Source organism: Niallia sp. MER 6, assembly GCF_023714395.1.
In the GTDB taxonomy this organism is placed as follows: Bacteria; Bacillota; Bacilli; order Bacillales; family Cytobacillaceae; genus Niallia.
Genome location: NZ_JAMAUK010000008.1, coordinates 88241 through 100697 on the forward strand (window position 1 = coordinate 88241; position 12457 = coordinate 100697).

Below are 12457 nucleotides of genomic sequence, written 5' to 3' on the forward strand. Positions count from 1 at the left end.
ACAAAATGGAACGAGTAAACGAAATACTGACGTTATTAGAAAATGGTCAACAAGCTAAAGCTTTATCATATTATGAAGAGATACTCAGCCAAGGTTCAAATGAAGAAAGATTCGTACTAGGGGAGGAGTTGTTTCAGCTCGGCTTCCTTGATGAGGCAAAAGCTTTATTTAAGATGCTGCTGGAAGCTTATCCAGAAGAAGGCGAACTATTAGTATTACTCGCTGAAACTGAAATGGAAATTGGCAATGAGGAAGAGGCTATTTCACAGCTGGAAAAAATCAATCCTGAAGATGCAAGTTACCCGCAAAGCCTTCTGCTGTTAGCAGATCTCTACCAAATGGACGGGCTGTATGAAGTAAGTGAACAAAAGCTGCTTCAAGCGAAAAAAATCCTTCCTAATGAGGTAATTATTGATTTCGCTTTAGGGGAGCTATACTCTGAACAAGGCCGAATTGCAGACGCCATTAAGGCCTATCAAACAGTTGTACCAGAGCAAACAACAGTCGGCGGAGTTAATGTTAATGGAAGAATTGCCGACAATATGAGCGCAGGCGGCGCATTTGAAGAAGCGATTAATTATTATGAGCTTGCCCTTGAAGAAAAGATTGAAATTAACACACTGTTTAACTTAGCGCTGACAGCATTGCAGGCAGGACAGCTTACAATTGCTATTAACCGATTTGAAGAAGTAAAAACATTAGATCCTGATTTCCATTCCTTGTATTTATATTTAGCTAGAAGCTACGAACAAGAGGAAATGCTTCAAGAAGCATTTGAGACGGTTCAAGATGGTGTTAAGCATGATGAGTTTAATAAGGAGCTTTATCTGCTTGGAGGAAAGCTTTCACTAAAGCTAGGGGACGAAGCGAACGCTGAGAAGTATTTCAGAGAAGCCTTGGCAATTGACCCTGAATTCACCGAAAGCGTGCTGCTCTTAAATAAGCTGTTTTTAACGCAAGACCGTTTTGGGGATATTATCGAGCTGGTAGAGCTTATGGATTCTCAAGATATAGAGGAGCCTCAGCTGTTATGGGATGGGGCAAAGGCATTGCAAGGAATAGAAAATTATTCAGAGGCATTAAACAAATACCAAGAAGCATATACTTTCTTTAAAGAACTCCCAGACTTTTTATATGATTATGGTTATTTTCTTTTGGAAGAAGGAAAAAGACAGGAAGCTGCAGAAGTGTTTAGTAGCCTATTAGAAAAAGACCCGAGCAATGAAGAGTTTATCGAAATCGTTCAACGCTTAACAAGCGGCGAGTAATTAAGCCTTTATTCGCTGGAATTTAGGATCAAGGTGTTAAAACTAAAAACTTGGTTGCAAGCAGAGGAGGGAAACAAACATGAAAACCCCTGTATCTGTCAACGAAAAAAAAGACTTCATTCGTTGGTTTTTGAATCACTATCAATTGAAAAGAAGAGAATGCGTATGGATTTTGAATTATTTGATGAGTCATGATCAGCTTATGGAAAAAGTGCATTTCGTCGAAAATGCCGAGAAATGCCCTAGGGGCTTGGTGATGTCAACGCATTGTGTTGATGAAGTTCCGTTTCGCTTTTATAAGGAAAATGTCATGACGACAGATGCGGAAAAATCCTTTCACGATATTCGCTTAAACAGAGATGAAGACATCTATATCCAACTGAATTTTTATGCTTCCAATAAGGCGCATCAGTATGCGGCTGTGCTTGTAGAAAATCCTTTCATGCCTAAGAATTTGGAAATCAGTGAGAAGGACCGTTATATTGCTGAGCAATTCCTTGTTACCAGCATCGAAAAATTCCAAAAGGAAAAGCTGCTGGAACTGATTGATGAGGCTCTCGATAACGGAGATGAGCGTGCATTCCGCGAGCTGACAGATCGCCTGAAGCAATTGCAAAGTACTGAATAATAGTGTTTAAAGCGGTATGACTAGTCATACCGCTTTTTTGTTTTGTCGTGAAAAAATTAGAGATAGAATTCCGAATTATGCTATTATAAAGGGAAATGAAAAATCTTGAAAGAGGTGGCTGCCTAACATGAAATGGGTACAGCTTATATTAGGAAATCGGTCGTTTATTTGGCTGCTCCTCATCGTTAACACACTTGGGACAATCTATGGCTATTATTGGTATAGGTTTCAGTTGGCGGAGACGCCCAAGATCTTCTTATTATTTGTGCCGGACAGTCCGACTGCCAGCCTGTTTTTTATGTTTGTTTTAATAGCGTTTTTACTAAGGAAGAACACCCCATTGTTTGAAGCTTTAGCGCTTCTAACACTGTTTAAATACGGAATATGGGCGGTTGTGATGAATCTCCTTGTATACGCCAAAACAGGCCAATTAGAGATTGAATCCATGATGCTGATTGTTTCGCACGGAGCAATGGCTGTCCAAGGATTATTGTATTTACCGTATTATCGGATTAAATGGCAGCATGCAGCCATTGCGGCGGTATGGACATTGCATAATGATGTTATTGACTATGTATTTTCGATGATGCCGAATTATAGTATTCTTGATCAGTCGATGGACAAAATTGGTTATTTTACTTTTTGGCTTAGTATCGTAAGTATTGGCATCTGTTTTTATGCTGCCAAAAGGAAAACGACGCTTTCCATTCTTTAGTGTACATAGTTTTAAATTTATAGTCTAACCTTGTCCTTCCTGACATACATTTCTAATAGTATATCGGGGAGGGACAAGTATGATGAAGGCTAAATTGGTTGTATTATTAATATTATTAATCCTGCTTACGCCTATTTCTATATCTGTATATGCAGACCAAGATTCGCCTATAGACGAGTTAGATACATTATCAGATGAAGCACTGCAATTGGTTAAGTCAGAAAGATATGACGATGCAAAAAAAATTCTTGATTATTTTTCCAATCAATTCAGCATCGTAAGACAGAAAGAGCGTACCTTTACGATGGATGAACTGCAAATTTTGACCGGAGCTCGTGATGAAGCGGTTGAGGCAATTACTAGCCCTTCTGCAGATACGAATGAACGGATTAACTCGGCAATCAAGTTCAGGCTTGCAGTTGATGCTGTTTCGTCAGGGCAAGAGCCATTATGGACACAAATGGAAGAACAGGTGATGGCTTCCTACCGGGACATGAAAGATGCTGCTGTCACTAACGATAAGCAGGAATATGAAGCGAAACTGAACTCGTTTTTAACATTGTATCAAATCATTAATCCAAGCTTGAAGCTTGATGTGACAACAGCACAATTTCAAAAATTAAATACGATGGTCGATTATATCGATACATACCGCTTGCAAATTTTTACAAAAGGTGAAACAAAGCAATTGGACGAGTTGGAATCAGAGCTTGAGGATGTTTTTAACCAGGTATATGAAGATGAGGCAGATCCATCTTTATGGTGGGTAATAATTTCAACTGGAAGCATCATTATCCTTACATTATCCTATGTAGGATGGAGAAAATATTTAGGAGACAAGGAAGAAAAGCGAAGAAGGCACAAACGGCCTTAATAATTGACTTGCGAGATTTCCCTGCTTACAATTTATAATATACTAACGAAGAATAGGGGGAAAAAGCATGTTTATTGTGTATTTTATAATCATTCTCATCATTCCTCTATGGGCACAAATGAGAGTAAGAGGATCTTACAAAAAGTATTCAAAAGTGGCATCTTCCTCCATGATGACAGGAAGAGAAGTGGCGCGCAGAATACTGGATTCTAATGGATTATATGATGTATCTGTAGAAGAAACGAGAGGGATGCTGTCAGATCACTATGACCCGCGATCAAAGGTTGTTCGTCTCTCCACTGATAACTACCACGGGTCTTCAGTTGCAGCTGCTGCAATTGCAGCACATGAGGTCGGCCATGCTATTCAGGATCAGCAAGCGTACGCTTTCTTACGTTTTCGTCACGCATTAGTACCAGTTGCTAATATAGGGAGCAATTTTTCGTGGATCTTGATTTTGATTGGTTTTATCCTTGGAGCAAGCAATTTTGTACTATTGGGCATTGTTTTTATGGCAGCAGCAGTATTGTTTCAATTCGTAACACTTCCAGTTGAGTTCAATGCATCAAGCCGTGCTATGGATGAAGTGGTTGCATTAGGAATCATCCGCAATGATGAGGAAAGAGAAACGAAAAAGGTGTTGAACGCTGCCGCCTTAACATATGTTGCAGCCGCGGCCGTTGCAGTCCTTGAACTGCTGAGACTTATCATGATATATACAGGTATGCAGCGCAACGATTAGTCTATGGACTTTATTTCCATAGACTTTTTTTATTTCCGAAGAAATATTCTGAAAGTTTCTTAAAGATTATTTCCATAATCGAAAGATAGTTGTATAATAAATCTGATTTTCCTTAATCACTAACAGAGAGAAGGGTTATATTGCAGGCTGAAAGAGCAATACATAATACTCAACCAATAACTGTATACAGAATCCTTTTTGCCATCAGTTTAGGTCACTTCATCAATGATTGCATGCAATCGGTTGTGCCGGCCTTATTTCCGATTATAGGACCGACTATGAATTTGAATTATACAGAAATAGGCTGGATTGCGTTTACGCTTAATATTACATCCTCTATCATGCAGCCTGTTTTTGGAGTGCTGGCAGATAAAAAGCCAATTCCTTATTTTTTGCCAATTGCTATGTTCTCAAGCATGCTCGGAATGCTTGGTCTAGCACTAGCACCTAATTTTATCAGTGTGCTTCTGTCTGTCTTGTTCATTGGCTTTGGGTCTGCTATTTTTCACCCTGAAGGCTCTAGAGTTGCGTACATGGCAGCAGGGAATAAAAGAGGGCTGGCACAATCTATTTACCAAGTCGGCGGGAATGGCGGCCAGTCACTCGCTCCGTTATTTACAGCATTCATTTTTATTGGCACAGGCCAATTTGGTACAATCTGGTTTACACTGTTAGCTGCATTGGGCATGCTTGTTTTGTTCTTTGTATCAAATTGGTATAAGCAAGAGCTTGTCGTTCAGGTGCCGGCAGTCAAGAAAAAAACAGCTAAAACAGAAAAAAGTGGCTGGAACAAGGAAGTTATTGTGGCAATCTGTTTATTGATCTTTTTAGTTTTCGCCAGATCTTGGTATGGTGCAGGCATTAATAACTTTTTTCATTTTTATATGATAGAAAAATTCGATAGCACAATTAAACACGCCCAAATATATGTCTTCTTGTTTATGGCTGCAGGGGTAGCTGGTACATTTTTTGGCGGACCACTCGCAGACCGGTTCGGCAAACGAACAGTCCTGTTATTTTCTCTAATTGGTTCTGCTCCATTTGCATTGCTGCTGCCATATGTTCCTCAATGGTGTATAGCTCCGCTGCTGGTTATTATTGGCTTTATTCTGCAATCAAGCTTCAGTGTTACAGTTGTCTATGCCCAAGAGCTTTTGCCTGGTATGATTGGCCTTGTGTCAGGACTGATTGTCGGTCTGGCATTTGGGATGGGAGCATTAGGAGCGGTTATTTTCGGTGTGATTGGTGATGTATACAGCCTTCAAACAATTATGGTGTTTTGCAGTATGCTGCCGTTACTAGGAGTACTCACATACTTGCTCCCGAGCGATGCACGCATAAAAGAAATCCACCATAGACCATAAAAAAAGAGGGGAGCTTTCCCCCTCATTTAATGTTCAATCGGCTTTTTATATTCATCTAAAGTAAAGCCTTCTCCCAATACATCATGAACAACAGTCACTGATACGAAGGCATGAGGATCAACGCTTGTAATAATGGCCTTAAGCGGCACAATTTCTGTCTTAGCAACAACACAGTAAAGAACTTCTTTATCTTGTTTAGTGAATGAACCGTGTCCTTTTAAGACGGTAACACCGCGGTCCATTTCCTTTAAGATTTTATCTGCTATCTCTGGATTTTTGTCTGAGATGATGATGGCCCCCCTTGCGGCATAAGCACCTTCCTGCATAAAGTCGATTAGCCTAGTTCCTACGAAGACAGCAACAAGGGTATACATGGCTTCTCTGTAAGTTAAGTATGTTAGCAAGGATAATGTGATAACACAGGCATCAAACAAAAACATCGTTTTGCCGATACTCCAGTGAAAATATTTATTAACAAGTCTCGCAATAATATCGACTCCGCCAGTTGTGCCGCCGAAACGAAAGATAATGCCAAGCCCAATACCGATGAAGGTTCCTGCAAACAAAGCAGCAAGTGTTAAGTCCTCTTTAAGTGGTATATGAAGCTCGATTTGGGGCAGCTGGAAGAACCAAAAAAATACAGACACGCTTACCGTGCCAATAATGGTATAGATAAGGACATTGCGCCCGAGCAGTTTCCAGCCAAGAAAAAAGAGCGGTACATTTAGAATCAGGTTTGTTATCGAAGGGTCCCAGTTAAATCTTGCAAATAACAAAAGGGTGATACCTGTGAATCCGCCCTCTGCCAAATTATTCTGCATGTTGAAATGGACAATTCCAAAAGAAAATATAGCTGATCCGAGCACAATGAAGAAAATATTTTTGAGCTTTAACGTCTTAAACATTTTTTCGCCTGCTTTCTATGTATAGCTGTCATCATTTAACCTTAGTATGAACCAATTATATTGAAGCCTATCCATTATATCGAATCGGTCTTGTATGAGCAATCTTCATTACGGAAAAACCAGCTCTGACGGGCGCCGTCCTTTTTCCGAAAAATAATAATCAAAAACATTTGTAAAAAAAGAAAATGTTAGCTAACATGAAGGGGAATAGGCAGAATAATGCAGTTTTTAGAGGTGAATAGATTTGAAGACAATGCAAGAGCTTCAAAAAGAAGTGGATGAATACATCGGACAGTTTAAGGAAGGCTACTTCAGTCCGCTGGCGATGCTTGCCAGACTGACTGAAGAGCTGGGAGAACTGGCTCGCGAAATTAATCATTATTACGGAGAAAAGCCAAAAAAGGCTTCGGAAAATGAAAAGGAAATTGCCGATGAACTGGGAGACATGCTCTTTGTTCTTATCTGTTTAGCAAACAGTTTGAACATTGATTTGGAAGATTCCCATAATAAAGTTATGCATAAATTTAACACAAGAGATAAAGATCGCTGGACAAGAAAGGACGAAAGCGAAACATAAGCAGTAAAATTGCTAACCAAAAAAACATGCAATAATACATAATGAATGCAATAAAAAGGAGCGTATTAGACAGTGGAAAAAGTAAAAATTGTAATCGCAGGACCAAGAGGGAGAATGGGAAAGGAAGCAGTTTATCTGACAGGACGTACTGATCACTTTGAACTTGTCGGCGTTTTGGATCATAAGCATGAGGGGAAAAGATTAAGTGAACTTGATGATTTCAGCTCTCCTTCCTATGATGTACCGATATATACAGATGTTGAAAAATGTCTGCAGGACGTCAAACCGGATGTGTTAATTGATTTAACAACACCTGAATTCGGAATGTTCCATGCCAAAACAGCGCTTCAATACGGCGTAAGACCAGTTGTAGGGACAACAGGCTTTACAAGTGAGAATTTGAAAGAGCTTGAGGCATTATGTGAAGAGATGGACAGGGGCTGCATCATTGCGCCTAATTTTGCGTTGGGTGCCGTATTGATGATGAAATTCTCTAAGCTTGCTGCTAAGTATTTCGATGATGTGGAAATCATGGAATTGCATCATGACCGCAAGCTGGATGCACCAAGTGGCACGGCAGTTAAAACAGCAGAACTGATTGCAGAAGTAAGAAAGCCGAAAAAACAAGGACATCCAGAAGAGAAGGAAACAATCCCTGGGGCAAGAGGAGCAGACTTTGACGGCATGAGAATTCATTCCATTAGGCTGCCAGGCTTGATCGCCCATCAGCAGGTTATGTTTGGAGCAGAGGGAGAGACGCTGACTTTGAAGCATGATTCATACAATCGCACCTCCTTTATGTCTGGTGTGAGATTTGCCGTTGATGAAGTGTTAAAGGCTAATGTTTTAATATATGGATTAGAAAATATTATGGAGTAGAGGTGTAATTAATGAATATCGCATTAATAGCTCATGATAAGAAGAAAGATGATATGATTCGCTTTGTTGTAGCTTATAAAAAGATTTTTGAGAAGCATTCCCTGTTCGCAACAGGCACTACTGGTTCAAAGATACAAGAAGCAACAGGCTTGGAAGTACATCGCTTTTGTTCAGGGCCATTAGGAGGAGACCAGGAAATCGGTGCTTATATCGCCAATAATAAGATGGATATGGTATTCTTCTTCCGCGATCCATTGACTGCACAGCCCCATGAGCCTGATGTAACAGCGCTTCTTCGTCTTTGTGATGTTTATTCTGTCCCGTTGGCAACCAATATGGGTACAGGAGAAGTACTGATCAGAGGCTTAGAGCAGGGGGATATAGATTGGAGAAATATTGTACATGGAAATACAGACAAAATTACAGACATTTAGCACAGACGAAATTGATATATTAGCAATAGGCGCCCATGCTGACGATGTGGAAATCGGCATGGGTGCTACCATTGCCAAATATGCTCAGATGGGCAAAAAAATAATCATCTGTGACTTAACAAGCAGTGAATTATCATCAAATGGTACGGTTGAAACAAGAAAGGCAGAAGCACTTGCTGCAGGAAAGGTCCTTGGCATACATGGCCGGTTTACCCTTTCGTTAAAGGACAGAGGCCTTTGGAATGTGGATGAGAATATGGAAGCAATCGTGGAGCTGATCAGGCTTGTGAAACCAAAAATCGTCTTTGCTCCGTACTGGGAGGATAGACATCCTGATCATGGCAATTGTTCAAAATTAGTGGAAGAGGCTGTTTTTTCTGCCGGCATCCGAAATTACAAAGTGAAGGGTACAGAGCCGCATAAGACAAGTAATGTTTATTTCTATATGATTAACGGTTTTCATAAACCGGACTTTGTAACAGACGTAAGCGACTTTATGGAAGTAAAAAAACAAAGCTTGAACTGCTATGCAAGCCAATTTACAAAATCTGCAGGAAGTGTGGATACACCTCTTGTCAACGGATACATAGAAACTGTGGAAGCAAGAGAGCGCCTTTTTGGTAAAGAAGTCGGGCTGAAGTTTGCTGAAGGGTTCAAGACGAAGAAGCCTTTATTAATACATAATGATTTGTTGGGTGGTACGGTATGAAAAAGCTGAAAATAGGAATAACATGTTACCCGACTGTCGGGGGATCTGGTGTAATAGCTACAGAGCTTGGAAAGATGCTTGCAGAAAAAGGACATGAAATACACTTTATTTCATCAAGCATGCCCTTCCGTTTAAATAAAATGTACCATAATATATTTTTTCATCAAGTAGAAGTAAGTCAATATTCCGTTTTCCAATATCCGCCATACGATATTGCATTAAGCAGCAAAATGGCAGAAGTGATAAACCGGGAAGAGCTGGATCTTCTTCACGTCCATTATGCTATACCTCACGCCGTATGCGCCATTTTGGCAAAGCAAATGAGTGGAAGAGATGTTAAAATTGTCACAACTTTGCATGGTACAGATATAACCGTTTTAGGCTATGATTCTTCTTTAGCTGACAGCATTCGCTTTGGCATTGAAAAATCAGATGTCGTCACAGCAGTATCTCAGTCGCTTGTAAGTCAGACATATGATCTGATTAATCCTAAAAAAGATATAAAAACAGTCTATAACTTCATAGATGAGCGTGTGTACCGCAAGATTGATTCCACTCATCTGAAGAAGGAGTTTGCGATTAGTCCTGATGATAAGGTTATCATTCATGTGTCGAATTTCCGGGCAGTAAAACGAGTAACTGATGTTGTGAAAGCTTTTAAAGGGATTTCAGATAAAACGTCTGCAACCTTGCTGTTAGTTGGAGATGGTCCTGAGATGGCAAATGTATGCAAGCTTGTTGATGAGCTTGGCATAAAAGCTAAAGTCCGGCTTTTAGGGAAGCAGGAAAACCTGGAAGAGCTGTATAGTATCAGTGATTTAATGCTCTTGTTATCAGAAAAAGAAAGCTTTGGGCTAGTTGCTCTCGAAGCGATGGCTTGCGGTGTTCCATGTGTCGGCACGAATATCGGTGGCATCCCTGAAGTAATTGTCGATGGGGAAACAGGTCTAATCTGTGAGCTTGGCAATATAGCAGAAATTGCCGAAAAGTCTGTAGCCCTTCTTCTTGATCAGAAAAGGCATCAGCAGTTTGCTGCCAATTCTGTCGCAAGAGTGATGGATCATTTCCGTGGAGAAACAATTGTTAGCCAGTATGAGAAAATCTATGAAGATTTAATTTTAACTGGAGAATACATATGAACCAACCGTTTGCAGCTGCAATTCCAATTATTGAAGAGATAGAGGCAGCAGGCTTTGCTGCCTATTTTGTAGGAGGCGCAGTAAGGGATTATTTGCTGAATAAGCCGATTCATGATATTGATATTGCGACTTCTGCTACGCCGGAGGAAGTTAAGTCAATTTTTAAAGCAACAGTAGATATTGGCATCGAGCATGGAACCGTTATGGTACTTTACAATAACGAGACTTATGAAGTGACAACATTTCGGACAGAAAGTGAATATGAAGACTTCAGAAGACCGAAAGACGTAGCCTTTGTCCGTAATCTTCGTGATGATTTACAAAGACGTGATTTTACGATGAACAGCTTGGCGATGGATAAACAAGGCCATATCATAGACTATTTTGACGGGAAAACCGATTTGGCTAACAAACGTATCGTAACGGTAGGGTCTGCAAATGAGCGGTTTGCTGAAGATGCCCTGCGGATGATGCGGGCAGTTCGATTTGTCAGCACCCTTGGATTTCAGTTAGAGGAGCAGACTCGTTTATCAGTCGAGGTCAACAGACAGCTGCTTGAAAAGATTGCCGTAGAAAGAATTACAGCGGAGTTTGAAAAATTACTGCTTGGCGAAGCAAGAAACGAAGCGCTTAAGCTTATGATGGAGACAAAGCTGTATGAGCATCTGCCTATGCTTAAATCCTATAAGGATGGTTTAAGCTTGCTGTCTGCACTTTCCGTTTGGGATTTGGACATCAATGAGATGTGGTCTCTCCTGCTAATAACGTGCGAAATCTCACATCAGGAGGCAGACAGGTTCCTGCGCAAATGGAAGCTGCCAGTCAAGCGTATTAAAACGGTTCAAGCTATCATAAAAAGTGTGATAGAGAGACAAGAAAATCACCAGTGGACAAGCATGAATCTTTATATTTTCGGCTTAAATATTGCTGTAAGTGGAGAAAAGGTGTTTAGTGTGCTTACCGGCAAAACCGAGGATGTAATTGGTGTACAAGATGCTTACAGCAAGCTTTCGATTAAAAGCAGGGAAGAACTGCAAATCGGCGGCCGCGACCTGATGGAATGGAGCGGAAAGCCTCCTGGTCCTTGGATGAAAGACACGATTGCCAATGTGGAAACCGCTGTTGTGGAAAATAGACTGGCTAATGATAGTAAGGCAATAAAGGAGTGGCTTAAGCAGTGGGAAATGATTTAAGAACAAAGCTCTTGCAAGCCTTCGCAGATAGGCCTGATGAATATTTATCAGGTCAAGAGCTAGCCGAAGTTCTGGGCTGTTCGCGGACAGCTATCTGGAAGCATATTGAAGAGCTCCGAAAGGATGGCTTTGTATTGGAAGCTATTCGTAAAAAAGGCTATCGAATTTTAGAAGTACCTCATAAAATAATACCAGATGAGATCAGGTTTGGTTTGGAAACAAAGCAGCTTGGAAGAAATATTCATTATGAAGAATCAGTGGATTCAACACAAAGAATTGCCCAAAGGCTGGCATATGATGGTGCAGAAGAAGGGACGATTGTTATTGCGGAAGAGCAGCTGGGCGGCAGAGGAAGGTTTGAACGCTCCTGGCACTCTCCTAAATATAAAGGAATTTGGATGAGCATCATCTTAAGACCGAAAGTTCCAATTATGCAAACACCACAGCTGACCCTGCTTATGGCTGTTGCTGCCGTGAAGGGGATTGAACAGGCAACTGGCTGTGAGCCAGGGATAAAATGGCCGAACGATTTGCTGATTAATGGAAAAAAAGTGAGTGGTATACTGACAGAATTACAGGCGGACAGTGACCGCATCCATTCCTTAATTATCGGAATAGGCATTAATGTAAATTTGGAGGCAGCAGATTATCCGGAGGACCTTTTAGAAACAGCGACTTCCTTGTTTATTGAAACGGGTAAGGAATGGGACAGGGCCACAATTGTCCAAAGTATTTTGCTGGAGCTTGAAAGATTGTATGCTCTCTATTTGGAAAACGGATTTTATCCAATTAAACTTCTCTGGGAAAGCTATGCAGTCAGTATCGGGAAGCGAGTGAAAGCAACAACCTTGAACGGTACTTTAGAAGGAATCGCCAAAGGAATAACAGATCAAGGCGTTCTGCTCCTTGAAGATGATGAAGGCAAAGTTCATACCATATATTCAGCCGATATCTTAATTGAATCATAAACTTTTTTGTAGTAAGACATATAAGAGGTCTGCTATAATGCTATTGCTGGGCAGTATCTATT

General features: G+C 40.6%; 14 protein-coding genes. 13 read left to right on the forward strand and 1 reads right to left on the reverse strand.

Annotation, left to right across the window (positions count from 1 at the left end; translation table 11 throughout):
• The first annotated feature begins 5 nt into the window (after positions 1–5).
• The 6 genes from M3600_RS12680 (at position 6) to M3600_RS12705 (ending at position 5591) form a co-directional block, all read left to right on the forward strand.
• On the forward strand, positions 6–1268 hold the full coding sequence (locus M3600_RS12680; protein WP_233313365.1) for a tetratricopeptide repeat protein: 1263 nt from the start codon (positions 6–8) through the stop codon (positions 1266–1268).
• A gap of 79 nt (positions 1269–1347) precedes the next feature.
• Positions 1348–1896, forward strand: coding sequence for a ReoY family proteolytic degradation factor (locus tag M3600_RS12685; RefSeq protein ID WP_233313366.1), 549 nt, complete (start codon positions 1348–1350; stop codon positions 1894–1896).
• A 127-nt stretch (positions 1897–2023) separates the two neighbouring features.
• Positions 2024–2611 carry a lipoprotein heptaprenylglyceryl N-acetyltransferase LhaT gene (gene lhaT / locus M3600_RS12690; protein WP_233313367.1) on the forward strand — a complete coding sequence of 196 codons (588 nt, stop codon included), beginning with the start codon at positions 2024–2026 and terminating at the stop codon, positions 2609–2611.
• 79 nt (positions 2612–2690) lie between these two features.
• Positions 2691–3485: a sporulation protein YpjB gene (gene ypjB, locus M3600_RS12695; RefSeq protein WP_233313368.1), complete on the forward strand. Its 795-nt coding sequence runs from the start codon at positions 2691–2693 to the stop codon at positions 3483–3485.
• Positions 3486–3552: 67 nt separating this feature from the next.
• Complete coding sequence (locus tag M3600_RS12700) at positions 3553–4227, forward strand: zinc metallopeptidase (RefSeq protein WP_233313369.1); 675 nt, start codon at positions 3553–3555, stop codon at positions 4225–4227.
• Between the two features lie 140 nt (positions 4228–4367).
• Positions 4368–5591 (forward strand): MFS transporter, encoded by a 1224-nt coding sequence (locus M3600_RS12705; protein WP_237941656.1) that lies wholly within the window; start codon positions 4368–4370, stop codon positions 5589–5591.
• A 26-nt stretch (positions 5592–5617) separates the two neighbouring features.
• Here M3600_RS12705 and M3600_RS12710 read toward each other — a convergent pair whose 3' ends face one another.
• Positions 5618–6496, reverse strand: a complete 879-nt coding sequence (locus M3600_RS12710) for a YitT family protein (RefSeq protein WP_233313372.1) — start codon at positions 6494–6496, stop codon at positions 5618–5620.
• A gap of 253 nt (positions 6497–6749) precedes the next feature.
• On the opposite strand from M3600_RS12710, the gene M3600_RS12715 reads away from it, so the two are divergent.
• The 7 genes from M3600_RS12715 to M3600_RS12745 all read left to right on the forward strand — a co-directional run bounded on the left by M3600_RS12715 (position 6750) and on the right by M3600_RS12745 (position 12395).
• Entirely contained in the window at positions 6750–7073 is a 324-nt protein-coding gene (locus M3600_RS12715) for a nucleotide pyrophosphohydrolase (protein ID WP_233314721.1), read from the forward strand.
• A gap of 72 nt (positions 7074–7145) precedes the next feature.
• Entirely contained in the window at positions 7146–7952 is an 807-nt protein-coding gene (gene dapB / locus M3600_RS12720) for a 4-hydroxy-tetrahydrodipicolinate reductase (protein ID WP_251646273.1), read from the forward strand.
• Between the two features lie 11 nt (positions 7953–7963).
• Entirely contained in the window at positions 7964–8386 is a 423-nt protein-coding gene (gene mgsA / locus M3600_RS12725; RefSeq protein WP_251646275.1) for a methylglyoxal synthase, read from the forward strand.
• Complete coding sequence (gene bshB1, locus M3600_RS12730) at positions 8355–9095, forward strand: bacillithiol biosynthesis deacetylase BshB1 (RefSeq protein WP_251646277.1); 741 nt, start codon at positions 8355–8357, stop codon at positions 9093–9095. The genes mgsA and bshB1 overlap by 32 nt, the downstream gene beginning before the upstream one ends.
• Positions 9092–10234: an N-acetyl-alpha-D-glucosaminyl L-malate synthase BshA gene (bshA, locus tag M3600_RS12735; protein ID WP_233313377.1), complete on the forward strand. Its 1143-nt coding sequence runs from the start codon at positions 9092–9094 to the stop codon at positions 10232–10234. The genes bshB1 and bshA overlap by 4 nt, the downstream gene beginning before the upstream one ends.
• Positions 10231–11427 carry a CCA tRNA nucleotidyltransferase gene (locus M3600_RS12740; protein WP_251646279.1) on the forward strand — a complete coding sequence of 399 codons (1197 nt, stop codon included), beginning with the start codon at positions 10231–10233 and terminating at the stop codon, positions 11425–11427. The genes bshA and M3600_RS12740 overlap by 4 nt, the downstream gene beginning before the upstream one ends.
• Positions 11412–12395, forward strand: a complete 984-nt coding sequence (locus M3600_RS12745; RefSeq protein WP_233313380.1) for a biotin--[acetyl-CoA-carboxylase] ligase — start codon at positions 11412–11414, stop codon at positions 12393–12395. The genes M3600_RS12740 and M3600_RS12745 overlap by 16 nt, the downstream gene beginning before the upstream one ends.
• Positions 12396–12457 lie beyond the last annotated feature (62 nt).